Annotated in this window: 23 protein-coding genes; 6 read left to right on the top strand and 17 right to left on the bottom strand. The window is 73.9% G+C overall.

Annotation, left to right across the window (positions count from 1 at the left end; translation table 11 throughout):
- Positions 1-274: 274 nt before the first annotated feature.
- Entirely contained in the window at positions 275-2,794 is a 2,520-nt protein-coding gene (locus tag QSK52_RS11150) for an ATP-dependent Clp protease ATP-binding subunit (RefSeq protein WP_285735808.1), read from the bottom strand.
- A gap of 466 nt (positions 2,795-3,260) precedes the next feature.
- Between QSK52_RS11150 and QSK52_RS11145 the strand changes: the two genes are divergently transcribed.
- Positions 3,261-3,692, top strand: a complete 432-nt coding sequence (locus QSK52_RS11145; RefSeq protein ID WP_285735807.1) for a hypothetical protein — start codon at positions 3,261-3,263, stop codon at positions 3,690-3,692.
- 13 nt (positions 3,693-3,705) lie between these two features.
- Here the strand turns inward: QSK52_RS11145 and QSK52_RS11140 are convergent, their stop codons facing one another.
- The 15 genes from QSK52_RS11140 to QSK52_RS11070 all read right to left on the bottom strand — a co-directional run bounded on the left by QSK52_RS11140 (position 3,706) and on the right by QSK52_RS11070 (position 17,818).
- Complete coding sequence (locus QSK52_RS11140; protein ID WP_285735806.1) at positions 3,706-4,065, bottom strand: histone-like nucleoid-structuring protein Lsr2; 360 nt, start codon at positions 4,063-4,065, stop codon at positions 3,706-3,708.
- A gap of 104 nt (positions 4,066-4,169) precedes the next feature.
- A complete protein-coding gene (locus QSK52_RS11135; protein ID WP_033213782.1) occupies positions 4,170-4,697 on the bottom strand; it encodes an amino-acid N-acetyltransferase in 528 nt (175 codons plus the stop codon).
- Positions 4,698-4,708: 11 nt separating this feature from the next.
- Positions 4,709-5,101, bottom strand: a complete 393-nt coding sequence (locus QSK52_RS11130; RefSeq protein WP_285735805.1) for a BlaI/MecI/CopY family transcriptional regulator — start codon at positions 5,099-5,101, stop codon at positions 4,709-4,711.
- Positions 5,102-5,204: 103 nt separating this feature from the next.
- A complete protein-coding gene (locus tag QSK52_RS11125) occupies positions 5,205-5,357 on the bottom strand; it encodes a hypothetical protein (RefSeq protein ID WP_199528246.1) in 153 nt (50 codons plus the stop codon).
- A 2-nt stretch (positions 5,358-5,359) separates the two neighbouring features.
- On the bottom strand, positions 5,360-6,964 hold the full coding sequence (gene lysX, locus QSK52_RS11120) for a bifunctional lysylphosphatidylglycerol synthetase/lysine--tRNA ligase LysX (RefSeq protein WP_285735804.1): 1,605 nt from the start codon (positions 6,962-6,964) through the stop codon (positions 5,360-5,362).
- A gap of 114 nt (positions 6,965-7,078) precedes the next feature.
- Positions 7,079-8,746, bottom strand: a complete 1,668-nt coding sequence (locus QSK52_RS11115; RefSeq protein ID WP_285735803.1) for an LPXTG cell wall anchor domain-containing protein — start codon at positions 8,744-8,746, stop codon at positions 7,079-7,081.
- Between the two features lie 190 nt (positions 8,747-8,936).
- On the bottom strand, positions 8,937-9,635 hold the full coding sequence (locus tag QSK52_RS11110; RefSeq protein WP_285735802.1) for a hypothetical protein: 699 nt from the start codon (positions 9,633-9,635) through the stop codon (positions 8,937-8,939).
- 162 nt (positions 9,636-9,797) lie between these two features.
- A complete protein-coding gene (locus QSK52_RS11105; RefSeq protein ID WP_111555941.1) occupies positions 9,798-10,595 on the bottom strand; it encodes a type III pantothenate kinase in 798 nt (265 codons plus the stop codon).
- Between the two features lie 23 nt (positions 10,596-10,618).
- A complete protein-coding gene (nadC, locus tag QSK52_RS11100) occupies positions 10,619-11,590 on the bottom strand; it encodes a carboxylating nicotinate-nucleotide diphosphorylase (RefSeq protein WP_285735801.1) in 972 nt (323 codons plus the stop codon).
- 213 nt (positions 11,591-11,803) lie between these two features.
- On the bottom strand, positions 11,804-13,417 hold the full coding sequence (locus QSK52_RS11095) for an L-aspartate oxidase (protein ID WP_285735800.1): 1,614 nt from the start codon (positions 13,415-13,417) through the stop codon (positions 11,804-11,806).
- 16 nt (positions 13,418-13,433) lie between these two features.
- Entirely contained in the window at positions 13,434-13,883 is a 450-nt protein-coding gene (gene panD, locus QSK52_RS11090) for an aspartate 1-decarboxylase (protein WP_285735799.1), read from the bottom strand.
- Positions 13,884-13,979: 96 nt separating this feature from the next.
- Entirely contained in the window at positions 13,980-14,885 is a 906-nt protein-coding gene (gene panC, locus QSK52_RS11085) for a pantoate--beta-alanine ligase (protein ID WP_285735798.1), read from the bottom strand.
- The gene (locus QSK52_RS11080) at positions 14,885-15,799 is read right to left on the bottom strand and encodes a Rossmann-like and DUF2520 domain-containing protein (protein WP_285735797.1); all 915 of its coding nucleotides are present in this window, start codon (positions 15,797-15,799) and stop codon (positions 14,885-14,887) included. Before QSK52_RS11080 ends, panC begins: the two co-directional genes overlap by 1 nt.
- Positions 15,800-15,893: 94 nt before the next feature.
- On the bottom strand, positions 15,894-16,583 hold the full coding sequence (locus QSK52_RS11075) for a response regulator (RefSeq protein ID WP_285735796.1): 690 nt from the start codon (positions 16,581-16,583) through the stop codon (positions 15,894-15,896).
- 23 nt (positions 16,584-16,606) lie between these two features.
- The gene (locus QSK52_RS11070) at positions 16,607-17,818 is read right to left on the bottom strand and encodes a sensor histidine kinase (protein ID WP_285735795.1); all 1,212 of its coding nucleotides are present in this window, start codon (positions 17,816-17,818) and stop codon (positions 16,607-16,609) included.
- 104 nt (positions 17,819-17,922) lie between these two features.
- On the opposite strand from QSK52_RS11070, the gene QSK52_RS11065 reads away from it, so the two are divergent.
- Complete coding sequence (locus QSK52_RS11065; RefSeq protein WP_285735794.1) at positions 17,923-18,927, top strand: SAM-dependent methyltransferase; 1,005 nt, start codon at positions 17,923-17,925, stop codon at positions 18,925-18,927.
- Between the two features lie 15 nt (positions 18,928-18,942).
- Positions 18,943-20,106, top strand: a complete 1,164-nt coding sequence (locus tag QSK52_RS11060) for an NADH-quinone oxidoreductase subunit D (protein WP_285735793.1) — start codon at positions 18,943-18,945, stop codon at positions 20,104-20,106.
- Between the two features lie 30 nt (positions 20,107-20,136).
- Here QSK52_RS11060 and QSK52_RS11055 read toward each other — a convergent pair whose 3' ends face one another.
- Entirely contained in the window at positions 20,137-21,042 is a 906-nt protein-coding gene (locus tag QSK52_RS11055; RefSeq protein ID WP_285735792.1) for a hypothetical protein, read from the bottom strand.
- 221 nt (positions 21,043-21,263) lie between these two features.
- Between QSK52_RS11055 and QSK52_RS11050 the strand changes: the two genes are divergently transcribed.
- The 3 genes from QSK52_RS11050 to QSK52_RS11040 all read left to right on the top strand — a co-directional run bounded on the left by QSK52_RS11050 (position 21,264) and on the right by QSK52_RS11040 (position 26,186).
- The gene (locus QSK52_RS11050) at positions 21,264-21,608 is read left to right on the top strand and encodes a WXG100 family type VII secretion target (RefSeq protein WP_285735791.1); all 345 of its coding nucleotides are present in this window, start codon (positions 21,264-21,266) and stop codon (positions 21,606-21,608) included.
- A gap of 67 nt (positions 21,609-21,675) precedes the next feature.
- Positions 21,676-24,912, top strand: a complete 3,237-nt coding sequence (locus QSK52_RS11045) for a toxin glutamine deamidase domain-containing protein (protein WP_285735790.1) — start codon at positions 21,676-21,678, stop codon at positions 24,910-24,912.
- Complete coding sequence (locus tag QSK52_RS11040; RefSeq protein WP_285735789.1) at positions 24,909-26,186, top strand: SUKH-4 family immunity protein; 1,278 nt, start codon at positions 24,909-24,911, stop codon at positions 26,184-26,186. Before QSK52_RS11045 ends, QSK52_RS11040 begins: the two co-directional genes overlap by 4 nt.
- Positions 26,187-26,234 lie beyond the last annotated feature (48 nt).

Below are 26,234 nucleotides of genomic sequence, written 5' to 3'. Positions count from 1 at the left end.
AAGAAAGACCTTGACCATGGCATGGCCACGCCGCTATGCTCCCGCAACCCCGATCGACTGACGATCCGTCAATCTACCCGCAGTCCCTGGGCGGCCCGGTTCGGTCGTGCCCGCACCGAGGCGTGTCGTACCCGTTCGGCGGCCTCCGGGGCCCGCATTCACAGCACACGGAAACCTAAACAGTTTTTCAACTGAAAAGCAGGGCGCGAAAAAGCCGCCGCCCCCGACCGGGTCAGGTCGGGGGCGGCGGCTTGTGGAGCGCTTTGCGGCGCTATTACTTGGTCAGGTCCGGCCCGGTCGCCGAGACCGCGGCCGGGGTGTCCGCCACCGGGGACTTCTCCTCGCCGCGGAAGGTGAACTTGGCTTCCTTGCCCTCGCCCTCCACGCCGACGACCACGATGTGGCCGGCCCGCAGCTCGCCGAACAGGATCTTCTCGGACAGGTGGTCCTCGATCTCCCGCTGGATCGTGCGGCGCAGCGGACGCGCGCCCAGGATCGGGTCGTAGCCGCGCTTGGCCAGCAGCTGCTTGGCCTCGACGCTGAGCTCGATGCCCATGTCGCGGTCCTTCATCCGCTGGTCCACCTTGGCGATCATCAGGTCGACGATCTCGATGATGTTCGCCTCGGACAGCTGGTGGAAGACCACGATGTCGTCGACGCGGTTGAGGAACTCGGGACGGAAGTGCTGCTTGAGCTCCTCGCCGACCTTCGCCTTCATCCGCTCGTAGCCGGTCTGGACGTCGCCCGTGGCCGCGAAGCCCAGGTTGAAGCCCTTGGAGATGTCCCGGGTGCCGAGGTTGGTGGTCATGATGATGACCGTGTTCTTGAAGTCCACGACCCGGCCCTGGGAGTCGGTCAGGCGACCGTCCTCCAGGATCTGCAGCAGCGAGTTGAAGATGTCCGGGTGGGCCTTCTCGACCTCGTCGAAGAGGACGACCGAGAACGGCTTGCGGCGCACCTTCTCGGTGAGCTGGCCGCCCTCCTCGTAGCCCACGTACCCGGGCGGGGAGCCGAACAGCCGCGAGACGGTGTGCTTCTCCGAGAACTCGGACATGTCGAGCGCGATCAGCGCGTCCTCGTCCCCGAACAGGAACTCCGCCAGGGTCTTGGACAGCTCGGTCTTACCGACGCCGGACGGGCCGGCGAAGATGAACGAGCCGCCGGGGCGCTTCGGGTCCTTCAGACCGGCCCGGGTGCGGCGGATCGCCTGGGAGAGCGCCTTGATGGCGTCCTCCTGGCCGATGACCCGCTTGTGCAGCTCGTCCTCCATGCGCAGCAGGCGCGAGGACTCCTCCTCGGTCAGCTTGAAGACCGGGATGCCGGTGGCGGTGGCCAGGACCTCGGCGATGAGCTCCTCGTCCACCTCGGCCACGACGTCCATGTCGCCGGCCTTCCACTCCTTCTCCCGCTTGGCCTTCGCCTGGAGCAGCTGCTTCTCGTTGTCGCGCAGCGACGCGGCCTTCTCGAAGTCCTGCGCGTCGATCGCGGACTCCTTCTCCCGGCGGACCTCGGCGATCTTCTCGTCGAACTCGCGCAGGTCCGGCGGCGCGGTCATCCGGCGGATGCGCATCCGGGAACCGGCCTCGTCGATCAGGTCGATCGCCTTGTCCGGCAGGAAGCGGTCCGAGATGTACCGGTCGGCCAGGGTCGCGGCGGCGACCAGGGCGGCGTCGGTGATCGAGACCCGGTGGTGCGCCTCGTAGCGGTCGCGCAGGCCCTTGAGGATCTCGATGGTGTGCGGGAGCGAGGGCTCGGCGACCTGGATCGGCTGGAAGCGGCGCTCCAGCGCGGCGTCCTTCTCCAGGTGCTTGCGGTACTCGTCCAGCGTGGTGGCGCCGATGGTCTGCAGCTCACCGCGGGCCAGCATCGGCTTCAGGATGGAGGCGGCGTCGATCGCGCCCTCGGCGGCGCCCGCGCCGACCAGGGTGTGCAGCTCGTCGATGAACAGGATGATGTCGCCGCGGGTGCGGATCTCCTTGAGGACCTTCTTCAGGCGCTCCTCGAAGTCACCGCGGTAGCGCGAACCGGCGACCAGGGCGCCGAGGTCCAGCGTGTAGAGCTGCTTGTCCTTCAGCGTCTCCGGGACCTCGCCCTTGACGATCGCCTGGGCCAGGCCCTCGACCACGGCGGTCTTGCCGACGCCGGGCTCGCCGATCAGCACCGGGTTGTTCTTGGTGCGGCGGGACAGCACCTGCATGACCCGCTCGATCTCCTTCTCGCGCCCGATCACCGGGTCGAGCTTGGCCTCGCGGGCGGCCTGCGTCAGGTTGCGGCCGAACTGGTCGAGCACCAGGGAGGTGGACGGGGTGCCCTCGGCCGGGCCGCCGGCCGTGGCGGACTCCTTGCCGCTGCCGGCCTGGTAGCCGGACAGCAGCTGGATCACCTGCTGGCGCACCCGGTTCAGGTCGGCGCCGAGCTTCACCAGGACCTGGGCGGCGACGCCCTCGCCCTCGCGGATCAGGCCGAGCAGGATGTGCTCGGTGCCGATGTAGTTGTGGCCGAGCTGGAGGGCCTCGCGGAGCGACAGCTCCAGGACCTTCTTCGCCCGGGGGGTGAAGGGGATGTGGCCGGACGGGGCCTGCTGGCCCTGGCCGATGATCTCCTCGACCTGCTGGCGGACCGCCTCGAGCGAGATGCCGAGGCTCTCCAGCGCCTTTGCGGCGACACCCTCGCCCTCATGGATCAGGCCCAGGAGGATGTGCTCGGTGCCGATGTAGTTGTGGTTGAGCATCCGGGCTTCTTCCTGTGCCAGGACGACAACCCGCCGCGCGCGGTCGGTGAACCTCTCGAACATCGTTAATCGCTCCTCAGAGCGGTCGGTCAGTTCGGGGGCCGTCCCCGCCCTGTCCTTCCGCATGCTAGTCCCGCTCAGCAGCGCGGCTACGGAACTCCCGCGGAGCGGGAGCAACATGCTGCGCGACCAGCCGACACCTTTCCCAACCTGATGCTGGGAGACGGTGTTCCCAGCGGCGGGCCCGATGCACCGGATCCCGCTACGCCAACGGCGAACACGGTTCGGTGGAACCGGCTGACCGACCCCGCGACGTGCTGCGTCCGGGCTCCGAAGACCCCGTCCACCAGCATTCATACCCGGTAATCCGGCGGGTTTCGCGCGGTTTCCGCGGGGTGCTTGTTCGCCTGGCGAGAAGTCCGCCGACCCGGTCCGCGGGGTGACGGAACATCAGGTCGGTCGCGGGCGGCGTACCGCCGTACCGGTGGCGGTCGCGTGACCGCCCGGCCCCTCCAGCGTTGCACAGGTCGTGACCCGTCCGCCGCCGCTCGCCCCGGCCGCACCGCCCGCGGCCGCGCTCTGGCGCGGGTCGGACCGGGTGACCGCCCCGCTGGGGCCCGCCCGGGCCGCGCTGGGCCGCCTGGAGCGCCTCGGGCACCGCACCGGGCCGGTGCTGCGGCGGGCCGACCGGGCGGCCTTCCTGCTCGCCCCCGGGGCCGCCGAGCCGGTGCCCGAACTGCTCCGCTGGCTCGGCTGGGGGCCGGAGCTGCGGCTGCCGATCGGAACGGGCGCGGCGCACCCGGGGAACCCCCGGGTGCCCGAACCGCGGAGCGCCGACTGGCTGCGGGCCGGGACCGTACGCCCCGCCCTGGACCTGCGCTCGCCCGACCTGCTCCGCCTGCTGGACGCGCTGGCGGACGCCTGCGCGCGGGAACGGCTGGGCCTGCCGCCCGCCCGCTGAGAGCCGCGCGGGCTCAGGAGGCGTGGGCCCGCTCGTACGCCTCGCGCACGTTGCTCGGGACGCGGCCGCGGTCGTTGACCGCGTGGCCGTTCTCCTTCGCCCAGGTGCGGATCTTGGCGGTGTCGGCCTGACCGGCCGAGGCGGCCCGCCCGGAGCTCCGTCCGCCGCTGCCGCCGCGCCGCGGGGCGGTCAGCCGGCCGCTCTGCTTGCGGCCCTTCTCGACGTACGGGGCGAGCAGGACGCGCAGCTTCTCCGCGTTGTCGCTCTTCAGGTCGATCTCGTAGGCCACGCCGTCCAGGGCGAACGTCACCGTCTCGTCCGCGGATCCGCCGTCGAGATCGTCTTCCAGAATGACCTGAACCCTCTGTGCCACGGGCTTCCCTTTCCGCGATAACGATCCATTGCCTAGAGAAAGGAAAGCGCCTTTCACCGGAAAACACAAACCCCTGTGTCGCAGGTCGCGCCGCCGGGCATGACTCACAGGTGCAGCAGCATCCGCGAGTTGCCCAGCGTGTTCGGCTTCACCCGCTCCAGGTCGAGGAACTCGGCGACGCCTTCGTCGTACGAGCGCAGGAGTTCTTCATAGACTTCCGTGGCCACGGCGGCGGGGTCTGCCGTACGATCGTCGTTTTCGCCGATCTCCACGAAGCCGTGTTTCGAGAAGAACGGCACCTCGAACGTCAGGCAGAAAATCCGACGGACGCCGAGCCAGCGCGCGGTCTCCAGCAGCTTGTCCAGCAGCTGGTGCCCGATGCCGAGCCCCTTGCAGACCGGGTCCACCGCGAGGGTGCGCACCTCGGCGAGGTCCTCCCACATCACGTGGAGCGCCCCGCAGGCCACCACCCGGCCGTCCTCGTCGCGTTCGGCCACCCAGAACTCCTGGACGGATTCGAACAGCGTGACGGTCGGCTTGTCGAGCAGAATCCCGTTCCGGGAGTAGGTGTCGATGAGCCGGCGGATGGCGCGCACGTCGGTGGTCCGCGCACGGCGGATGGTGACCTCCATGCCGGGGAACGTTATCGTGCCGCGGGCGGCCCGGTCTCCTCGGTATCGGCGCCCGCCACCCGCAGTGCGTCGCGCAGCCACTCGCGCTGTTCCGGCGACATCATCCCGAAGAAGTGCACCAGGGCCGCGGCCGGATTGTCGCTCGTCGCCCACGCGTCGTTCATCAGCGCGGCGGTGTACGCCTCCCGGGAGGAGACCGGTTCATATCGGTACGCGCGCCCCGCGCGCTCGCGGCGCACCCAGCCCTTTCGGTGGAGCTTGTCCAGCACCGTCATCACGGTGGTGTAGGCGATTTCGCGTTCCGACCGCAGATCCTGCAGAACCTCCCGAACCGTGACCGGGCGGTTCCACTGCCACACCCGGGTCATGATGTCGTTCTCGAGTTCTCCGAGTTGCCGCACCATAGTGCCGCCAAGGATAGGACCGATGCGGACAAATGGCGGCAAACGTCAAACGCGGCGGCGCGCCGCTCCCCGGAGGGGGAACGGCGCGCCGCCGCGGTGGCCGCTATTCGGCGGCGGAACGCGCGGCCATGGCCTCGGCCGCGGCGTCCTCCTTCGCCTTCTGGGCGCCGCCCTGGCTGCGGATGATGGCCCGCACCAGGAAGGCGAAACCGACCGCCATGACCAGCGGCGGGACGATCGCGCTGACGTACTCCACGGTTACTCCTCGGTGGTGTCGGACTCGGCCGCCCCGACGGGCTGCCCGCTCTTCGCGGCCTTCTCGCTCTTCTCGGCCTTCTCGGCCTTCTCCGGCTTCACCAGCGGGAAGAGCACCGTCTCGCGGATGTTCTTGCCGGTGAGCAGCATGATCAGGCGGTCCACGCCCAGGCCGAGGCCGCCGGTGGGCGGCATCGCGTACTCCAGGGCGCGCAGGAAGTCCTCGTCCAGCTGCATCGCCTCGACGTCGCCGCCGGCCGCCAGCAGGGACTGCGCGGTCAGCCGGGCGCGCTGCTCGACCGGGTCGATCAGCTCGGAGTAGGCGGTGCCGATCTCGGTGCCGAAGATCACCAGGTCCCACTTCTCCGCGACGCCCTCGATCGAGCGGTGCTGCCGGGTCAGCGGGGAGACCGAGGTCGGGTAGTCCTTGATGAAGGTCGGCTTGATCGCGTGGTGCTCCAGCAGGCGCTCGATCAGCTCCAGGACGATCTGGCCGTGGTCCCAGTTCGGGTCCAGGTACTGGTCCAGGTCGTGCTCGGCGGCCAGCGCACGCAGCTCCTCGACGGAGGTGGCGGGGGTGACCTCGGTGCCCAGGTGCGCGGAGATGCCCGGGTAGACCGAGACCTCCTCCCAGGGCTCGGCCAGGTCGATCTCGTGCTCGGTGCCGTCCGGGCCGACGCCCTTGACCACGGTGGTGCCCAGCGCGTCCCGGGCGGCGTTGACGATGATCGCCCGGATCAGCTCGGCCTGGGTGTCGTAGTCGCCGTACGCCTCGTACGACTCCAGGGCGGTGAACTCCGGGTTGTGGGTGGCGTCCGCGCCCTCGTTGCGGAAGTTCCGGTTGATCTCGAAGACCTTCTCGGCGCCGCCGACCACCAGGCGCTTGAGGTACAGCTCGGTGGCGATGCGCAGGTACAGCTCGATGTCGTACGCGTTGATGTGGGTCTTGAACGGGCGGGCGTTGGCGCCGCCGTGGATCGGCTGCAGCATCGGGGTCTCGACCTCGAGGTAGCCGCGGTCCTCGTAGGTGCGGCGGATCGAGCGGATCACCTTGGTGCGCAGCTGCAGCATCTCGCGCGCCTCGGGGTTCACGATCAGGTCCACGTAGCGCTGGCGGACCCGGGCCTCCGGGTCGCTCAGGCCCTTGTGCTTGTCGGGCAGCGGGCGCAGGCACTTCGCGGTGAGCTCCCAGCGGTCGACCATCACGCTGAGCTCGCCGCGCTTGGAGGTGATCACCTCGCCCTCGACGCCGACCTGGTCGCCGAGGTCGATGTCGCCCTTCCAGGCGGCCAGCCGCTCCGCACCCAGCTTGTCCAGGGAGAGCATCACCTGGAGGTCGCCGGAGCCGTCGCGCAGCGTGGCGAAGCAGAGCTTGCCGCCGGTGCGGGCCAGGACCACCCGGCCGGTGACGCCGACCCGCTCGCCGGTGGCGGTGTCCGGGGCCAGGTCGGGGTGCTTCTCGCGCAGCTCGGCGATGGTGGTGGTGCGGGGGAAACCGACCGGGTACGGGTCGATGCCGGCCGCCCGGAGCCGGTCCAGCTTCTCGCGCCGGACGCGCATCTGCTCGGGGAGGTCGTCGGTCGCGGGAAGGGTGCTCTGATCGCTCACCCCACCAGGGTAGCCAGCCTCACGGCCTGCTCCGCCACGGGATATCCGGGTGGCGGCCCCGGACGCGCCGGTGCCCCGGGGCGCCCGTGCGGGCGGCCCGGGGCACCGGGGAGGTCACTGCTGTGCGCCGGCCTTGCGACGGCGGGTGACGAGGACCACGCCGCCGCCCAGCGCGATGGCGCCGATGCCCAGGGCGAGCACGGTGCCGCTGCCCTGGCCGCCACCGGTGGAGGCCAGGCTGCCGGTGCCGCCGGTGGTTCCGCCGGTGGTGCCACCGGTGCCGTTCCGGCTCGTGCTCGCGCTCGGCGAGGGCGCGGCCGACGAGCTGCTCGGGGCGGGCGCGGGGGAGGCGGACGGGTCGGTGCCGCCGGTCCCGGTGCCGGTCGAGGGGCTCGGCTGCGGGGACGGCGTGCCGGTGGAGGCCTCGCCGCCGAGGGCGACGGTCACCACGTCGTTGGCCTTGTTGTGGTCCCAGGGCTTGCCGCTCTCCTGGTTGTCCTCGCCCAGCGAGGGCAGGGTCACCACGGCGGAGAGCTTCGCCGCCGGGTCGGCCTGGACGGTGAAGTCGAAGGAGGCCCGGTAGCCGTTCTTGACGTAGGGCGTGGTCGAGCAGGTGAAGGCGTTGACCGCGGGGTCCGTGCTGGCCGGGCGGCAGTTGTCCGGCTTCTGCAGGACCTTGGCCTGCGCGGGCAGGTCCACCCGGACGTCGGCCGGGTGGGTGCCGCTGCGCCAGTCGATCGACGCCGGGCCGTTGTTGACCAGGCCGACGGTCAACTTGCCCTGCTGCTTGCCCGCTTCGGGCGCCCAGCTACCGGTGGCGGCGAAGTCCGCGGTGTTCGGGACGGTCGCCTGCAGGCTGAGGTAGTTGCCGCGCTCGAAGTCGATCACCCCGTTGGGGGTGCTGTTGTCCGGCTTGCCGACGACGGTCAGCTTGGCGGAGGACTGCCCCGGGACGAAGTGGAACTGGCCCAGCCAGCCGCTCAGGTCCGGTGCGGTCGTGGTGACCTGGACGTCCTCGTACGAGTAGTACGCGTCGGAGCCGACCTTGAAGCCGATCGGGGACAGCGTGACCGTCTCGCCGGGCTCCACCGCCGTGTGGACGGTGCAGATCTGGATGTCGCCCTTGGTGGAGTACTGGCAGTTGGAGAACTGCGGCAGGAAGGTGAGCTCCATCCCGCCGGTGAAGGTCAGGTAGAGCTGGGAGGCGGGGAGCTGGCCCTTGTTGGTGATCTTGAGTTCCGGAGTCCAGGTGTCGCCGGGCTTGAGGTCCCGGTTGGTCGGGAGCTCCTCGCCCACCAGGTTGCTGCCGCCGAGGGTCACCTTGGTGTCGGCGGAGGCGGTCGCGCCGTTGAACACCGCGGTGGTGTGCAGGACGGCGGAGCTGCCCGCGGGCTTGGCGGCGTCGGGGCCGTACAGGTAGAGGTCCAGGCCCTGCTTGCCGCCGTACATCGACATCGCGTCGCAGGTCAGCACCTGCCCGGAGGTGGTGCAGCCGTGGGACAGGACCGAGACCGAGGCGATGCCCTGCAGCGGGGCCAGGTCGACGGTGACCTTGCCCATGGCGCTCATCGGGGCGTTGGAGAGCGTCAGGTCCAGGTGGACCCGGGTCGAGTCGCTGCTGTGGTCCGGGGCCGTGGAGTGCGGGTCGACCGCGACGGCGTCGGGGGCCTCGATCTTCAGCGTGCTGTCGGCCGCGTGGGCGGCCGGGGCGACGGCGCCGCCCAGGGCGAGCGCGGCCAGGGTGGTGGCCAGCCCGAGCGAACGGGAGCGCGAGGTGCGCATGATCCCCCCAAAGGGTTCCGTGTGCACGGTGTGTGCGGGAAGACCCTAGGGTCGGGTTCCGGCCACCGAGGGTGCTCGAACCGGACACTTCGGGGCAGGGAGGTTCGTATCAGATCGAAGTTTTGCCGAATTTTTACCAAAGGGGTCGGGCCCCCTCCGGAGCGGAGGGGGCCCGCGGGGTGACGGGGCGTCAGCCGTCGGTGCCGGTGGCGAGTTCCGGGCGGTTCTCGTCGTCCGGGGGGTCCTGGTGGGGGGCCGGGCGGGAGCGGCGGCCGAAGAGTTCGGCGGGGGTGGGCATCCGGCGGGGACGGGGGCGGTCGGCGGGGGGCTGGGATTGCTGGTCGCTCATCGGGAACCGTCCTCCAACTGGGGTGGCGGGCTGGGGTTCGGGCGCGGGGCTGGGCACCGCGGCGAGGTGCCGCTGTCCGGAGCCGAGGGAGAGCCGCTCGCGAACCTCGGCCTCGGCGAGCGCGTGGCAGCGTCCGGCGAGCCGGGAGCGGCGGGCCCGTTCGTGCGGTCCGCACGGCTGGCGGGACAGTGAGCGCAGCGCCGACAGGTCCTCGGCGGTGGGCAGGTAGCCGTCGGTGACGGCCTCCTCCAGGCGGTCCAGGTAGCCCCGGGCGCTGCCGGGCAGGGCGGCGCGGTAGCGGGTCAGGTCGGTGAGCATGAAGGCGCGCAGCCGCCCGCCCTCCTGGACCGCCTCGTCGATCGCCTCGGTGAGCCGAAGCGCGTCCTGGACGTCCTCCGCCCACAGTTCGACGGCCGCGGCGGGCGCCGGGAGCCGGTCGGGGGCGGCCGGGTAGAGGGCTTGGGCGAGGACACGGCGCAGCACCCGGACTTCGTCGGCGCTGAAGGCCATGCCGCCGCGCGATCCGTGTGGCGTTGGCATGGGTCGACAGTACGTGGCGTACGTCCGACTTATGGCGATTGAGGACGTGTTTGTCCCGATTGGCCTATGAGATGGTGCATTCGCTCCCGAGCTGCGGTGGAGGGACGCGACGGGCCCCGGACCCCCGTCCGAGGGGGCCGGGGCCCGGGGGCCGACGGGGCGTCAGGCGGCGGTGGCCGGGCGGTTGCGCTCGAAGATCAGGCGCAGGCCGATCAGGGTCAGCCAGGGCTCGTGCACGTCGATCGAGTCGGCCTCGCCCAGCACCAGCGGGGCCAGCCCGCCGGTGGCGATCACCTGGACGTCGTTCGGGTCCTTGGCGAGCTCCTTGGCCATCCGGTTGACCAGGCCGTCGACCTGCCCGGCGAAGCCGTACAGGATGCCGGACTGCATGCCCTCCACGGTGTTCTTGCCGATCACGTTGCGCGGGCGGGCCAGCTCGATCTTGCGGAGCATCGCGGTGCGGCCGCCCAGGGCGTCCACCGAGATCTCGATGCCCGGGGCGATCGCGCCGCCCACGTAGTCGCCGCGGGCGTTGATCGCGTCGAAGGTGGTGGCGGTGCCGAAGTCGACCACGATGCACGGGCCGCCGTACAGGTGGTTGGCGGCCAGCGCGTTGACGATCCGGTCCGCGCCGACCTCCTTCGGGTTGTCCATCAGCACGTGCACGCCGGTCTTCACGCCCGGCTCGACGATCACCGCGGGGACGTCCCCGTAGTAGCGGCGGGTCACCTCGCGCAGCTCGTGCAGCACCGCCGGGACGGAGGAGCAGATCGCCAGCCCGGCCACCCGGTCGTCCGCCGAGACGATCGGGTGGGCGCCCATCAACCCCTGCATCAGCACGGCCAGTTCGTCCGCGGTGCGGCGCGGGTCGGTGGAGATCCGCCAGTGCTCGACGATCTCCTCGCCGTCGAACAGGCCGAGCGTGGTCTGGGTGTTGCCGACGTCGATGGTGAGGAGCATGGGGCGCTTTCTGCTTCGAAGGGTCAGGAGCTGCGGAGGTCCAGGCCGATGTCCAGGATCGGCGCGGAGTGCGTCAGGGCCCCGACGGCCAGGTAGTCGACACCAGTCTCCGCGACCTCGCGCGCGGTGGCCAGGGTCAGGCCGCCGGAAGCCTCCAGCTTCGCCCGGCCCGCGACCAGGGCGACCGCCTCGCGCAGCTGCTCGGTGGAGAAGTTGTCCAGCAGGATCAGGTCCGCGCCCGCCTCCAGGACGGGGGCGATCTGCTCGACCGTGTCCACCTCGACCTCGATCGGCAGCTCCGGGAACGCCTCCCGGACGGCGGTGAACGCCTCGGCGACGCCGCCCGCCGCGACCACGTGGTTGTCCTTCACCAGCGCCGCGTCGGAGAGCGCCATCCGGTGGTTGGCGCCGCCGCCCGCCCGCACCGCGAACTTCTCCAGCGCCCGCAGGCCCGGGGTGGTCTTGCGGGTGTCGCGGACCACCGCGCCGGTGCCCTCCAGGGCGTCCGCCCAGGCGCGGGTCGCGGTCGCGATGCCGGACAGGTGGCAGAGCAGGTTCAGCGCCGAGCGCTCGGCGGTCAGCAGGTCGCGGGTGCGGCTGCGCACCGACAGCAGCACCTGGCCGGGGGCGACGAGCTCGCCGTCCTCGACGTGCCGCTCGACCTCGAACTCCTCCTCGCACACCAGCGAGACCACGGCCTCCGCCACCCGCAGACCGGCCACCACGCCCGCCTGGCGGGCGGTGAAGTCGGCGGTCGCGACGGCCTCGGCCGGGACGGTCGCCACCGAGGTGACGTCCTCGCCGCCCGCCAGGTCCTCGGACAGGGCCATCATCGCCACGTCCTCGACCTCGACCGGGTCCAGCCCGGCCTCCTCCAGCAGCGCGGCCAGCGCCGGGTCGAGCCCGGTCTCGTACTCCTCGCCCTCGCCGCACGCGCAGCCGTCGCCGCAGCCGCCGGACTCGGTGGACAGGAGGGGCAGTTCGGAGTGGGACATGGTGAGGAGCTCCAAAGGGCGGCGGGAGGCGGAACCGTGGGGCGCGAGGAACTGCGCGAGGTCGGAAGCGACGGCTGGTCGGGTCCGGTGTCGGCGGTGGCTCGGCTCCTCGGGCGGTGCGAAGGGCGGTCGGGTCAACGGTAGACGGTCGTCGGCCTCCGCCCCGAGCGGTTCCCGGCGCCCCGGTGGGGCGCGGGGGACCGGCGCGGGGCGTCAGTCGGCGAGCGGGTGGACGACGTGGCGCTGCCAGTGGGCGTCGTCGCGGTCGGGGAAGTCCTCGCGCCAGTGGCAGCCGCGGGTCTCCTCGCGGAGGGCGGCGGAGGCGGTGAGGGCGGTGGCGACCTGGTGCAGGTTGGTGGCCTCCCAGGTCTCCACCGACGGGTCGGCGCCGCGGGCCGGGTCGGCCAGCGCGGCCAGGCCCTTGGCGGTGGCGGCCAGCGACTCCGCGGAGCGGAGCACGCCCGCGCCGGCGGACATCAGGTGCTGGAGCTCGCCGCGGGCCTCGGCGGGCAGCAGCGGGACGGGCGTCGCGGCCTGCGCGGCACCGATGTTGACCGTCCGGGCCGGGAGCCGGCCCGCGGCGTTCAGCGCGGCCAGGTCGGCGGCGATCCGCTCGGCGAAGACCAGGCCCTCCAGCAGGGAGTTGGAGGCCAGCCGGTTGGCGCCGTGCACGCCGGTGCAGGCGACCTCGCCGCAGGCGTACAGGCCGGGGACGGTGGTGCGGCCGTGCAGGTCGGTGCGCACGCCGCCGGAGGCGTGGTGGGCGGCCGGGGCGACCGGGATCGGCTCGGTGACCGGGTCGATGCCGTTGGCCCGGCAGGCGGCCAGGATGGTGGGGAAGCGGTGCTCCCACATCTCGGCGCCGAAGTGCCGCCCGTCCAGGTACATGTGCCGGGTGCCCTTGGCGTGCATCCGGCGGATGATCCCCTTGGCGACGATGTCGCGCGGGGCGAGCTCGGCCAGTTCGTGCTGGCCGACCATGAAGCGCACCCCGTCCGCGTCGACCAGGTGCGCGCCCTCGCCGCGGACCGCCTCGGAGACCAGCGGCTGCTGGCCCTTGGCGTCCGGGCCGAGCCAGAGCACGGTCGGGTGGAACTGGACGAACTCCAGGTCGGTGACCTCGGCCCCGGCCCGCAGGGCGAGCGCGACGCCGTCGCCGGTGGAGACCGCCGGGTTGCTGGTGGCCTCGAAGACCTGGCCCATGCCGCCGGTGGCCAGCACCACGGCCCGGGCCAGGATCGCGCCGACGCCGTCCCGCTGGCCCTCGCCCATCACGTGCAGGGTGACGCCGGAGGCGTGGCCGCCGGCGTCGGTGAGCAGGTCCAGGACGAGGGCGTGCTCGATCAGCTCCAGGCCCGGGTCGGCCTCGATCGCGGCGACCAGGGCGCGCTCGATCTCGGCGCCGGTGGCGTCGCCGCCCGCGTGCGCGATCCGGCGGCGGTGGTGGCCGCCCTCGCGGGTCAGCACGATCTCGCCGTCCTCGTCGAGGTCGAACTCGGCGCCGACCTCGATGAGCCGGCGCACCGCGTCCGGGCCCTCGGTGACCAGGGCGCGCACCGCCTCCTCGTCGCACAGGCCGGCGCCCGCGACCAGGGTGTCCTGCAGGTGCTGCTCGGGGGTGTCCCCCTCGCCCAGGGCGGCGGCGATGCCGCCCTGGGCCCAGCGGGTGGAGCCCTCGTCCAGCACCGCCTTGGTGACCACCATGGCCCGCAGGCCGGCCTTGCGGGCGTTGAGCGCGACGGTGAGCCCGGCCACGCCGGAGCCGACCACGACCACGTCGGTGCTCGTGGTCCAGCCGGGGGCGGGGGCGGTCAGGCGGTGCGACATGGGTTCAGCTACTCCTTCAGCGCGCGGCGGCGTCGGCCGCGCCGTTCGCACCACCGTACGCGGCGTCGCCGCGCAGCAGTCCGCTGCCCTCGGGGGCGTCCGCGGGGTCGCCGCCGAGGCCGGTGATCCGGTTGTGCTCGTCGACGAAGACCACCTTCGGCAGGTACGCCTTGGCCTCGGCGGTGTCCATCTGCCCGTAGGCGATCAGGATCACCAGGTCACCGGGGTGGACCAGGCGGGCGGCGGCCCCGTTGATGCCTATGACGCCCGAGCCGCGCGGCCCGGCGATGGTGTAGGTCTCCAGCCGGGCGCCGTTGTTGATGTCGACGATGTGGACCAGCTCGCCGGGGAGCAGGTCCGCGGCGTCGAGCAGGTCCTCGTCGACCGTCACCGAGCCCACGTAGTGCAGGTCGGCCTGGGTGACGGTGGCGCGGTGGATCTTGGACTTGAGCATGGTGCGGAACATGGGTCACGCCTCCTGTGAGTGCATGCCTGGTGGTGCGTACCGGTGGTGGACGGGGCGGGCGGGACTCGGGAGGCCGACCGCCCCGGGGCGTCCGGGCTAGCGGACGATGACGCTCACGTTGTCGATCAGCCGGGTCGAGCCGACCTTGGCCGCGACGGCGAGCACCGCCTCGCCCTGGAAGTCGTCCGGCGCCTCGGTGAAGGACAGCGGATCGATCAGGGCGAGGTAGTCGAGGGAGATGCCGTCCGCGCCCTCCAGCACGGCGGCGGCCGCCTCGCGGACGGCCTTCGGGCCCTGCGCGCCGGCGTCCCGGCCGGCGAACAGGGCGCGGGAGAGGGCGAGCGCCCGGGTGCGCTCGGCCTCGGAGAGGAAGCGGTTGCGGGAGGACAGCGCCAGGCCGTCCTGCTCGCGGACGGTCGGGACGCCGACCACCTCGACGTCGAAGTCCAGGTCGGCGACCATCCGGCGGACGATCGCCAGCTGCTGGGCGTCCTTCTCGCCGAACACCGCGAAGTCAGGGTCGGTGATGTGCAGCAGCTTGGCGACGACGGTCAGCACCCCGTCGAAGTGGCCCGGGCGGGACGCGCCCTCGAAGCCCTCGCCCATCGGACCCGCGGAGAGCCGCACCAGCGGCTCGCCGTTCGGGTACACCTCGTCCACGGACGGGGCGAACACCACGTCCGCGCCCGTCTCCTCGGCCAGCGCGACGTCCGCGTCCAGGGTGCGCGGGTAGCGGTCCAGGTCCTCGCCCGCGCCGAACTGCAGCGGGTTCACGAACACCGTCACGGCCACCCGGCCGTCCTTGCCGACCCGGCGGCGGGCCTCGCGCACCAGCGCGGCGTGGCCCTCGTGCAGCGCGCCCATGGTCATCACCACGGCGTTGTCCACCGGCTGCTCGTCCGGCCAGAACGCGGCCTCGAACTCCTCCACGGTGCGGGTCAGCACCGCCTTGCGGACCTTCGCCGGCTTCGGGGCCTTCGCCGGGCGCCTGTCGCGTGCCATCAGTGCTTCTCCTCGTTCAGTACGTCCAGCAGCGCCGCCGCCGGCTCCGGCTTCAACGTGCCGTTGGCCACCGCGCGCTGCGCGGTCGCCCTCGCCATCGCCCGGTACGCCTGGCCGATGTCCGGGGTCACCGTAGCGAGTCGGCCCAGGTGCGTGCGCACCGTCCCGACGTCGCCGCGGGCCACCGGGCCGGTCAGCGCCAGGTCGCCCGAGCGCAGGGCGTTGTCCAGGGCCGCGCCCAGCAGCGGGCCGAGCATCTGGCCCGGCTCCTGGACGCCCGCGGTGCGCAGCAGCTCCATCGCCTGCGCGACCAGCGTGACCAGGTGGTTCGCGCCGTGCGCGAGGGCCGTGTGGTAGAGCGGGCGGACCTCCTCCGGGATCCAGGACGGCTCGCCGCCCATCTCCACGACCAGGGCCTCGGCGACCGGGCGCAGCTCCTCCGGGGCGGTCACCCCGAACGGGCAGCCGGCCAGCCGGGCCACGTCGACCGAGGTGCCGGTGAAGGTCATCGCCGGGTGCAGCGCCAGCGGCAGCGCGCCCGCGCGGGTGGCGGGCTCCAGGACGGCCACGCCGTGCGCGCCGGAGGTGTGGACGAGCAGCTGGCCGGGGCGGACGGCGCCGGTCGTCGCCAGGCCCTGCACCAGGTCGGGCAGCGCGTCGTCCGGGACGGTCAGCAGCACCAGGTCCGCGGCCGCCATCACCTGCGGGGGCGTCACCAGCCGGACGCCGGGCAGCAGGGCCTCGGCGCGGCGGCGGGACGCGGCGGAGACGCCGGACGCGGCGACCACGCGGTGGCCCGCGAGCTGCAGGGCGGCGCCCAGGGCGGGGCCGACGCGGCCCGCACCGACGACGCCGACGGCGAGCCGGGCGGGGCGGTTACCGGGGTCGGAGGGGTCTCCGAAGTCGGGCAGCACTCTTCCGTTCCAGTCCTCTAGGGGTACCAGACGTACCGGTCAATGGTACGGGGGTTTGCCGCCCGCCCACCCACCCGTGCGCGGGGCAGCGGGCTCAGGGGGTTTCGCCGGCGCGGACGAGGCCGTTCTCGTAGGCGAGGACGACGGCCTGGACGCGGTCGCGGAGGGAGAGCTTGGCGAGGATGCGGCCGACGTGGGTCTTGACGGTGGCTTCGGAGAGGACCAGGCGGGCGGCGATCTCGCCGTTGGAGAGGCCCTGGGCGACGAGCAGGAAGACCTCGCGCTCGCGGTCGGTGAGGGGGGCGAGGACGGGGGAGCCGGGGGTGCTCGCGGGGGTGGGGAGGACCTCGGCGAAGCGGTCGATCATGCGGCGGGTGGTGGTCGGGGCGACCACCGCGTCGCCGCCGTGGACGGAGCGGATCGCGGCGACCAGCTCGGTGGGCGGGACGTCCTTGAGCAGGAAGCCGGACGCGCCGGCCTTGAGCGCGGCGAAGGCGTACTCGTCCAGGTCGAAGGTGGTGAGGATGAGGACCCGGGGGGCGCCCTCGACCGGGTGGCCGTGGTCGTCGAGGCAGATCCGGCGGGTGGCCTGGACGCCGTCGAGCCGGGGCATCCGGACGTCCATCAGGATCACGTCGACCTCGGCGGTGCGCAGCACGTCGACGGCCTGCTGGCCGTCGCCCGCCTCGGCGGCGATCTCGATGTCGCCCTGCGACTGCAGGACCATCCGGAACCCGGTGCGGAGCAGTTCCTGGTCGTCGACGAGCATCACGCGGATCGGCATGCGGGTCGGGTCTCCTTCTACGTTCACTTGGGCGTTCTGAGGGGGAGCACGGCCCGGATCCGGAAGCCGCCGCCGGGCCGGGGGCCGACGTCCAGGCTGCCGCTGACCATGCCGACGCGTTCGCGCATGCCGATCAGGCCGTGGCCGAGCCCGTCGGCACCGCCGACGAGCTGTTCGCGGGTGGAGCCGCGGCCGTCGTCCTCGACCAGGACCTCCAGGTCGGCGGGGCGGAAGTCGACGGCGACCTTGGCGCGGGCGTTCGGGCCGCCGTGCTTGCGGACGTTGGTGAGGGCTTCCTGGACGATCCGGTAGACGGTCAGTTCCAGGCCGCGGGGCAGTTCGCGGACCTCGCCGGTGGCGGTGAAGTCGACCGGCAGGCCGGCCGTGCGGACCTGCTCCAGCAGCTCGGGGAGCTCCTCGACGCCGGGCTGCGGCACGTACTCGCCCGTGGTGTCGGCGGTGCGCAGCACGCCGAGCAGGCGGCGCATCTCGGCGAGGGCCTGGCGGCCGGTGGAGGCGATGGTGCCGAGCGCCTCCTTGGCCTGCTGCGGGGAGGAGTCCAGCACGTAGGCGGCGCCGTCGGCCTGGACGATCATCACCGAGACGTTGTGCGCGACCACGTCGTGCAGCTCGCGGGCGATCCGGGCCCGTTCGGCGGCGACCGCGACCTGGGCCTGGGCGTCGCGCTCGCGCTCCAGCCGGGCGGCCCGGTCCTCCAGTTCGACCAGGTAGGCGCGGCGGACCCGGGTGAGCCGGCCCCAGGCCCAGCACAGCACGAACGGGGTGGTCATCAGGGCGGCCAGGAACACCGCCTTGTAGCCGTCCCCGCGCTGGTCGGGGGGCGTCAGCCGCCACAGCGTCAGCGGTCCGGCCGCCAGGCTCGCGGCCAGCGCCAGCCGGGACGTCCAGGCGTGGCCGAAGGCGGCTCCGGTGTAGGCGAACACCAGGTAGGCGATGCTGGAGGCGTTGGGGTCGACGCCGAACGCGACCTGGCCGAGCCCGAGCACGACGGCCGCCGCGGTGGTGGCGTCCGGCCAGCGGCGGCGCACCACCATCAGGGCGGGCAGCAGGAAGGCCACCGCGACGCCGGCGTAGTGCTTCCAGGACGGCAGCGGGGAGCCCGGCACGCCGGTGGACTCGACGGCGGCGAGCACGCCCAGCATCAGGACCAGCAGCGCCCAGCCGGAGTCGACGACCACGGGGTGTCGGCGGAACCAGGCGTTGAGTCGGTGCACGCTTCCAGCCTAGGGAGTCCGGGAGCGGGTTCTGCTCCGCCGCGAGGGCGATCCGCGGCTACTCCCCAGGGTGGAGGCGCGGGCGCCCGGTAACGTCGTGGGCCATGACCTGGATGCGGTGGCGGCCCGCGATCGAACACGCCCTGTACCGGCCCGACGGCGGCTTCTACCGCAGGTCAGAGGGCCCCGCCGGGCACTTCCGCACCTCCGTGCACGCCTCCGCGCGGTTCGCCGCCGCGGTCGTCCGGCTGCTGGCGGGGGTCGACGCGGCGCTCGGGCGGCCGGAGCGGCTGGACTTCGTCGACGTCGGCGCCGGGCGGGGCGAACTCGTCCTCGCGGTGCGGGCCCTGCTGCCGGACGGCCTGCGCGGGCGGGTGCGGCTGCGGGCGGTGGAACTGGCCGACCGCCCGGCCGGCCTGCCCGTGGAGGTGCACTGGTCGGCGGAGCTGCCGTCGGGCGCCGCGGGCCTGCTGTTCGCCAACGAGTGGCTGGACAACGTCCCGCTGGACCTCGCCGAGCCCGACGGGCAGGGGCGGCTGCGGTACGTCGAGGTCGCGCCGGACGGGGCGGAGCGGCTCGGCGGACCGGTGGCGGACGCGGACGCGGCCTGGGCCGGGCGCTGGTGGCCGGACGGGGAGCGGGTCGAGCTCGGCGGGCCGCGGGACGCCGCCTGGGCCGCCGCGGTCGGCGCCCTGGACCGCGGCCTGGCGGTGGCCGTCGACTACGCGCACCTGCGCGCCGCCCGGCCGCCGTTCGGCACCCTGACCGGGTTCCGGGAGGGCCGCGAGTGCGCCCCCGTCCCGGACGGCTCCTGCGACCTGACCGCGCACGTCGCGCTCGACGCGGCGGCCGTGGCCGGGCACCCGGCGCTGCTGGCCACCCAGCGCGAGGCGCTGCGGGCGCTCGGCGTCAGCGGGGCCCGGCCGCCGCTCGCGCTGGCGAGCAGCGACCCGGCGGCCTACCTGCGGGCGCTGGCCGGGGCGGGGGAGGCGGCCGAGCTGACCGACCCGGCCGGGCTGGGCGCGTTCCACTGGCTGGTCCAGGCCGTCCGCATGCCGGTACCGGAGGACCTCGCGGGCCTGCCGGGATGGCAGACTCTCCCCTCGTAGAAGGAGGCGACGGCCATGACGGAGACCACGGTCGGCATCGGTCCGGGCGCGCAGACGCTCCCCGGCGACGGCGGCAGCACCGACATGGTGCTCAACATCGGCCCCCAGCACCCGTCCACGCACGGCGTGCTGCGCCTGAAGCTGGTCCTCGACGGCGAGCGGATCACCAGCGCCGAGCCGGTGATCGGCTACATGCACCGCGGCGCGGAGAAGCTGTTCGAGGCCCGGGACTACCGGCAGATCATCATGCTGGCCAACCGGCACGACTGGCTGTCCGCGTTCGCCAACGAGCTGGGCGTGGTGCTGGCCGTCGAGCGGATGCTCGGCATGGAGGTGCCCGAGCGGGCGGTGTGGCTGCGCACGCTGCTGGCCGAGCTGAACCGGGTCCTCAACCACCTGATGTTCCTCGGCTCCTACCCGCTGGAACTGGGCGGCATCACGCCGATCTTCCACTCCTTCAACGGCCGCGAGGAGCTCCAGCACGTGCTGGAGGAAGCCTCCGGCGGCCGCATGCACTACATGTTCAACCGGGTCGGCGGCCTCAAAGAGGACCTGCCGGCCGGCTGGCTCGGCAGGGTCCGCCGCGCGGTCGGCGTGGTGCGCGGGCAGCTGCCGGTCTTCGAGGACCTCGTCCTCGGCAACGAGATCTTCCGCGGCCGCACCGCGGGCGTCGGCGTGCTCTCCCGCGAGCACGTCCACGCGTACGGGGTCAGCGGGCCGATCGCCCGGGCCAGCGGCGTCGACTTCGACCTGCGGCGCGACGAGCCGTACCTCGCGTACGGGCAGCTGCAGGACGTCCTGAAGGTGGCCGTCCGGGAGGAGGGCGACTGCCTGGCCCGGTTCGAGTGCCTGCTGGAGCAGACCGCCAACGCGCTCGACCTCGCCGACGCCTGCCTGGACCGGCTGGCCGAGCTGCCCGCCGGGCCGGTCAACCTGCGGCTGCCCAAGGTGCTCAAGGCCCCTGAGGGCGAGACGTACGCCTGGACCGAGAACCCGCTCGGCCTGAACGGGTACTACCTGGTCTCGCGCGGCGAGAAGACGCCGTGGCGGCTCAAGCTGCGCTCGGCGTCCTTCAACAACATCCAGGCGCTGACCGAGCTGCTGCCGGGGACGCTGGTCGCCGACATGGTGGCGATCCTGGGCTCGATGTTCTTCGTGGTCGGCGACATCGACAAGTAGCGGGCCCCCGGCGGGGGCCCGCTGCCGGGGCTACTGGTCCGCCGGGTGCGGGGCCAGGCGGGTGTCGTGGGCCTTGCAGAGGGCGACCAGCTGCTCGTACGCGGCGGGGCCCATCAGCTCGGTCAGCTCGGGGCGGTAGGAGACGTAGACCGGGTCGGGGGCGCGGTGCGCCTCGGGGGAGCCGGTGCACCACCAGTGCAGGTCGTGGCCGCCGGGGCCCCAGCCGCGGCGGTCGTACTCGCCGATGGAGACCTGCAGGTAGCGGGTGTCGTCGGGGCGGTCGATCCAGTCGTAGGTGCGGCGGACCGGCAGCTGCCAGCAGACGTCCGGCTTGGTCTCCAGCGGTTCCAGGCCCTCGCGCAGGGCGAGCACGTGCAGGGCGCAGCCGGCGCCGCCGGGGAAGCCGGGGCTGTTGAGGAACAGGCAGGCGCCGTTCACGCGGCGGGTCTGCCGGTCGCCGTCCTCGTCGAACATGGTGATGCCGCCGTCGCGGCGGATCCGGCCCTTGGCGTCGGTGCCCTCGGCGTGGTGCTCCCAGATGTCGGGGGTGAGCCGGGCGGCGTGCCCGGCGACGCGCTGCTCGTCCTCCTCGTCGGAGTAGTGGGCGCCGAGGGTGCAGCAGCCGTCGGAGGCGCCGCGGCCGGGCTGGATGCCGTGGCAGCCCTTGCCGAAGATGCAGCCCCAGCGGGAGGTGAGCCAGGTGAGGTCGCAGCGGAACACCTGGTCCTCGTCGTCGGGGTCGGTGAACTCGACCCAGGCGCGCGGGAAGTCGAGGGCGACCTCGCGGACGGTGGGCATCGCCAGGTCGACGACGGGGCCCTTGGACGCGGGGCCCTTGGACGCGGGGGCCTTGGCGCCCTTGGCGGCTTTGGAGGTCTTGGCGCCCTTGGCGGGCTTCTCGGTCTTCTTGCTCTTGGTGCTGTCAGCTGGTGCCACCCGGTAAGGGTATGGCCTGGACGGGGCGGCCCGGGGTGCGGCGACGCGGCTTTGCCGGTGGTTCGTTCCGATCCGTCCCGGTTCGGCGGGTTTCGGGCGGGTGGCGAAGGTGAAGCGGCTGTGAAAAGGACCGCAGGCCGGTCGGCGGCGGCCGGGAGTGGTCCTAGGATGGCCCAGCCGGTAGGTCGGGCGCGCGAGCGCCCTTGCACGGGGGAGTGCAGATGGGCGACGAGGTCGTCATCCGGTCGTGGGAACTCCACGGCGAGGGACGGGAGTTCGAGAAGATCTCGGACGAGTTCGGTAAAGCGGCGCATCAGTTGGAGAGCGGGCTGGCGGCGCTGGGCGCGCCGTGGGGCTCCGACGAGCCCGGCGCGCCGTTCGGCACCGCGTACGGCGAGGCCCGGGAGGGCGCGCTGGCCGGGTTGCAGGGGCTGTCGGAGCGGCTGGGCCGGATCGGCCGCGGGCTGCACACGATGGCGGACAACAGCGAGCGCACCGATCAGGACGTCAGCGCGGACTTCACCGCGCCCTCGCTGAACCACCCGACCGCAACCGGCCGGGCCTGAACCGGAGTCAGACCAGGAGGCGGGCCGCTGCACGCGCGCCGAGCCGCACCACCCGAAGGGGGAGCACGTGTCCAGGAACCTGCCGGAGGAACTCGCCCCCGCGCTGGCGCGGACCGGCCACGCGTGGCCGCAGGCGGACGAGGACGGACTGCGTCAGGCGGCCGCCCTGTGGCGGGAGTTCGGGTCGGAGGCGGACGCCCTGGTGACCCGGGGCGCGGCCTCCGCGCAGCGGGTCTCGGGGGAGAACAAGGGCCGCGCGGTGGAGGCGTTCGCCGACCACTGGCGGCAGTTCAGCGGCGGCGGACGCGGCCAGTTGGACGACGCCTCCGCGGCCGCGGCCCTGGTCGCCGCCGCGCTGGACAAGGCGGCCGGGGCGGCCGACCAGGCCAAGGCCGACATCATCGCGGTGCTCACCGAGCTGACCGAGAAGATCCGGGCCGCCGACGCGGCCGAGGCCAAGGCCAAGGCCGACATCGCCTCGGCCGGCAAGGAGATGACCACCGGGCTGGGCGGGCTGGTGACCGGCGCGGTCGGTGCGGCCGTCGGCGCGGTGAAGGAAGTCGCCGCCGAGGCCGAGGAGTTGGCCGCGGTCGAGCACGCCAAGGTGAAGATCGGCCAACTGCTGGAGCAGCTCGGCCGGGACATGGGCGAGGCCGCCAGGTCGCTGGCCAAGGAGCCGCCGCTGGTCGCGCTGGAGCGGATCGCCCAGGCCGACGGCCGGGGCCTGCACGGCGAGCAGCGGGAGTCCTCGATGGCGGCCCGCTCCGGGCAGGTCACCGGGGCGCTGGCGAAGGCCGGGGTGGCCCGTTCGGTGGAGGTGGCGAGCGTCGCCGGCCTGCACGCCGAGCTGAAGGCCGACGGCACGGTGCGCACCGACCGGCACGGCAACCCGGTGCTGGTCGGCGAGGACGGGCAGCGGGTCAAGGGCGTCGAGGGCCTGACGGTCACCCAGGGCCCGGACGGCCAGCAGCAGCTGGTCGGCCCCGACGGCTCCCCGGTCACCGGCGTGGCGATGGGCGAGGACGGCAAGCCGCTGCTCGGCGCCAACGGCAAGCCGCTGCTGGTCGGCCTGACCGGCGCCCTGGTCGGCACCGGCATCACGCTCGCGATCGGCCACGGCGGCAAGCTCGAACTCGGCGACGACGGCCACCCGGTGATGATGGCCGACGGCACCCAGGTCTCCGGCCTGGTCACCGACCAGAAGGGCCACCTGCTGGTCGGCAACGACGGCCACCCGCTCACCGTCGACGCCTCGGGCCGGGCCACCGGCCCCGACGGGCAGGTCGTGCAGTTCGGCGCGGACGGCCGTCCGGTCGACCTGCTCGGCGCGGACGGGAAGCCGGTCGCCGTCCTGGACGGGCAGCAGCAGGGCAGCGGGCCCTTCGGGGCGCAGGGCGGCCACGGCGGGCACGGCGGCCCGAACGGGCCGGGCAACTGGCCCGGCGGCGCGAACGGCCAGAGCGCACCGGGCGGCGACCACGGCGGCCTGCTGGGGACCGTCCAGCAGACGGTCGACACCGCGGGGGCCCAGGCGGTCAGCACGGTGCAGGGCGTGACGGGCGGTCCCGGGCCGCAGCCCGGGCCGGTCGACAACGGCGGCGGGCACCGCGGCGGTGGCGGCTACGGCGGTGGCGGTGGCGGCTACCAGAACGGCTCGGGCGGCTCGCACGGGTCGTACGGCGGCTCGACCGCGGCCTCGTACCCCGCGCCGTCCTACGGCGGCTCCTACGGCGGCGGCTCCGGTGACTTCGGCGGTTCCGGCGGTTCCGGCGGCTCCGGCGGCGACTACGTCCCGCCGGTGCGCGGGCCGATCTCGGTGCACGTCGACTCGGTGGCGGCGCCGCCCGCGCCGAGCGTCCCGCCGGTGTCGGCCGGGGACATCTGGTCGTCCGGTGGCGGCGGTGGCGGCGGTGGCGGCGGGATCGGCGGCGGTGGCGGCCACCACGCGGCGGACCCGGCGTCCTCCTTCGGCGGGTCGGCCGCGTCGAACGGCTCCTCGTTCCAGCTCGGCCCGGTCGGCGGCGGTTCGGCCGCCCCGGTCGGCGGCATGCCGACCACCGCTCCGGTGGCGGGCGCCCCGGTGACGGGCGCGGGCCCGGTCGGCGGCGCGGTCGGGGCCGCTCCCGGCGCGGCGGCCGGCGCGGCGGCCGGTGCGGCGGGCGCTCCCGGCGCCCCCGGTGCGGCCGGTGCCCCGGTCACCGGCCCGGTGGCGGGTGCGGCGGGCGGCACCGCGGGTGCTCCCGGTGCGTCCGGTGCTTCCGGCGGCGCGGCCGCGGTGGTCGGCGTCGGCCAGCAGCCGGTCGGCGGCCGCGCGGTGGCGACCGGCCCGGTGGGGCCGGTCGGCGGCGGCGGGATCGGCCAGCACGCGCCCGGCGGCCCGGTGCGCGGCTACGAGCCGCCGGTGGACGTCCGGCGCCAGTCGGCGACCGACGAGCAGGGCCTGCCGGTCAACCCCGGGCAGGTGTCCGCGGCCTGGCTGGTGATCGCCAACGGCCGCCGCGGCGGCGCCCTCGGCCCGCTGCCGGAGGGGGAGCGCGAGCGGACCCTCGCCGACAGCCGCCCGTACGGCCTGCCCGGCGGGCTCGGCCCGGTCGACCCGGCGCACCAGGCCGAAGCGGTGCGCCGCACCCCGGTGCCCGCGCCGGACCCGATGGTCGGCGAGTGGATCGAGGTGCTCAACGGCGGCGGCCGCACCGAGGCCGGACGCGCCAACAACTGCGTGGACGTGGCGCTGTCCGCCGTGGACACCCTCGGCGGCGTCCCGACCTGCGCCGCGCCCCGGCTGCCCGACGGCCCGGCCGGCGAGCGCGGCGGCCGCGACCGCGCCGAACTCGAACTCGGCACCCGCTTCCTCGACCTCGGCGACGGCCCCGACGCGCACGACAAGCTCGGCCGGGCCCTGCTCGCCCACGGCACCGGCACCCGCGCCGTGCTGCTGACCGTCGACGCCTTCGGCCGCTCGCACACCTGGAACGCGGTCAACCACAAGGGCGTGCTCAGCTACCTGGACCACCAGACCGGCTACGCCGCGCCCACCCCGCTCTACCCGGCCGACCACGGCCTGTGGGCGATCGCGGTGGACGCCGCGGACCGGCCGGTCGACCTGGCCGCGCCGCTGCCCGCCACCGTCGCCGTCCCGGACCGCGCCCCCGAGCCGGAGCCGGAGCCCGAGCCCGCCCTGGTCGGCGCCGCCGCCCCGGAGACCGGGGCGTCCGAGGAGGGCGCCGCCCCCGCCGCCGCGCCCGCACCGCCGCGTTCCCGGCTCACCATCCACCGCACCACCACCGGGAGCACCAGCCGATGATCACCCGCGAACAGGCCCTCGCCACCGCCCACCGCTGGGTCAACGGCGACCTCCCGCAGGAGGGGGCGCGGCCTGTCAGGTGCCACGAGTTCGACCTCGGCTGGGTGCTCTGGCCGGAGCCCGCGCCCGTCCTCACCGACCCGCTCACCGGCGCCCGCCACGCCCCCGAGGAGATCGGCGCGGCCTGCGCCGTGGTCGACCGGGTCACCGGCGAACTCGTCGTCTACCCGTCCGTCCCGGTGCCGGTGGTCGAGCAGCTGCACCGCGACCGCCTCGGCGCGGGCAGCCACAACCCGGCGCTGCCCCCGGTCACCGGCCCCGGCACCCGGGCCACCCTCAGCTACCGGGACGACAAGGACGAACTGCAGTCGCTCACCGTCCGCTCCGCGCACGGCCGCCCGCACCCGGCCCTGCTCGCCCGGGAGCAGCTCGCCGCCCGGGGCGTCCCGGCCGAGAATCTGGTCGCGCTGCGCACCGACCTGCGGCTGTCGATGCTCCCCGGCAGCTACTCCGAGCAGGCCGTCGCCGAGCAACTGCCCGGCGTACGGCTGGAGTTCGAGCAGCCGTACGGGCCGCGCCACGACCACCGGGCGGCCGCCGTGCGGGCCCTGGTGGCCCGCACCCGCAGCGCCTACAACCGGGTGCCGTTCCCGCCCGCCGTGCCGCCCGCCCAGCCCGAGGACGAGACCGGCCTCGGCAAGCGGCTGGCCGCCCTGTTCGGCGAGGACGCCGTGCGCCGCTTCGAGCCGGCCGAGACGCTCGCCGCGGACCTGCCCGAGGCCGTCGCCCGCCCGCTGCAGCGCACCGGACTGCCCCGCGAGGTGCCCGGCTTCTTCACCCTCCACCTGCCCGAGACCGACGGCATCGCCGAACAGGCCGCCCCGCCGCTGCCCGACCTCACCGAGCACCTCGGCGCCCTCGGCCGCGGCCGCCGCGCCACCGCCGCCGCCCGCACCGCGCTGCTCGGCCAGCGCCTGATCGGCACCGACGGCTGGGCGCTGCTCACCGTCGACACCGCCCAGGGCCGGGTCCGCGCCGTCGACCCCGACACCTGCGAGGCCCGCTACTGCAACACCGACCTCACCGCCTTCACCCGCTGCCTGGCGCTGCTCGCCGAACGCCGCCCCCGCCTGCTCGACCTTCCCCCCGAGCAGGCCGGGCCCGCCGTCGCCGAGTTCCAGTGGGCGCTGGCCGCGCTCGACCGGACCGCCCTGCGCGACCCGGAGAACTGGTGGGCGGTCATCGTCGAGCAGCTCTGGGACGGCATGCTGTGACCCCGCCCGCACCCCTGGTGGTCACCGGTTTGGGCTAGGTTGGACGGT

This window comes from Kitasatospora phosalacinea, assembly GCF_030268885.1.
Taxonomy (GTDB): Bacteria; Actinomycetota; Actinomycetes; order Streptomycetales; family Streptomycetaceae; genus Kitasatospora; species Kitasatospora phosalacinea_C.
Note: the sequence above shows the minus strand (reverse complement) of the source record. Positions and strands in the feature narration are given on the sequence as shown.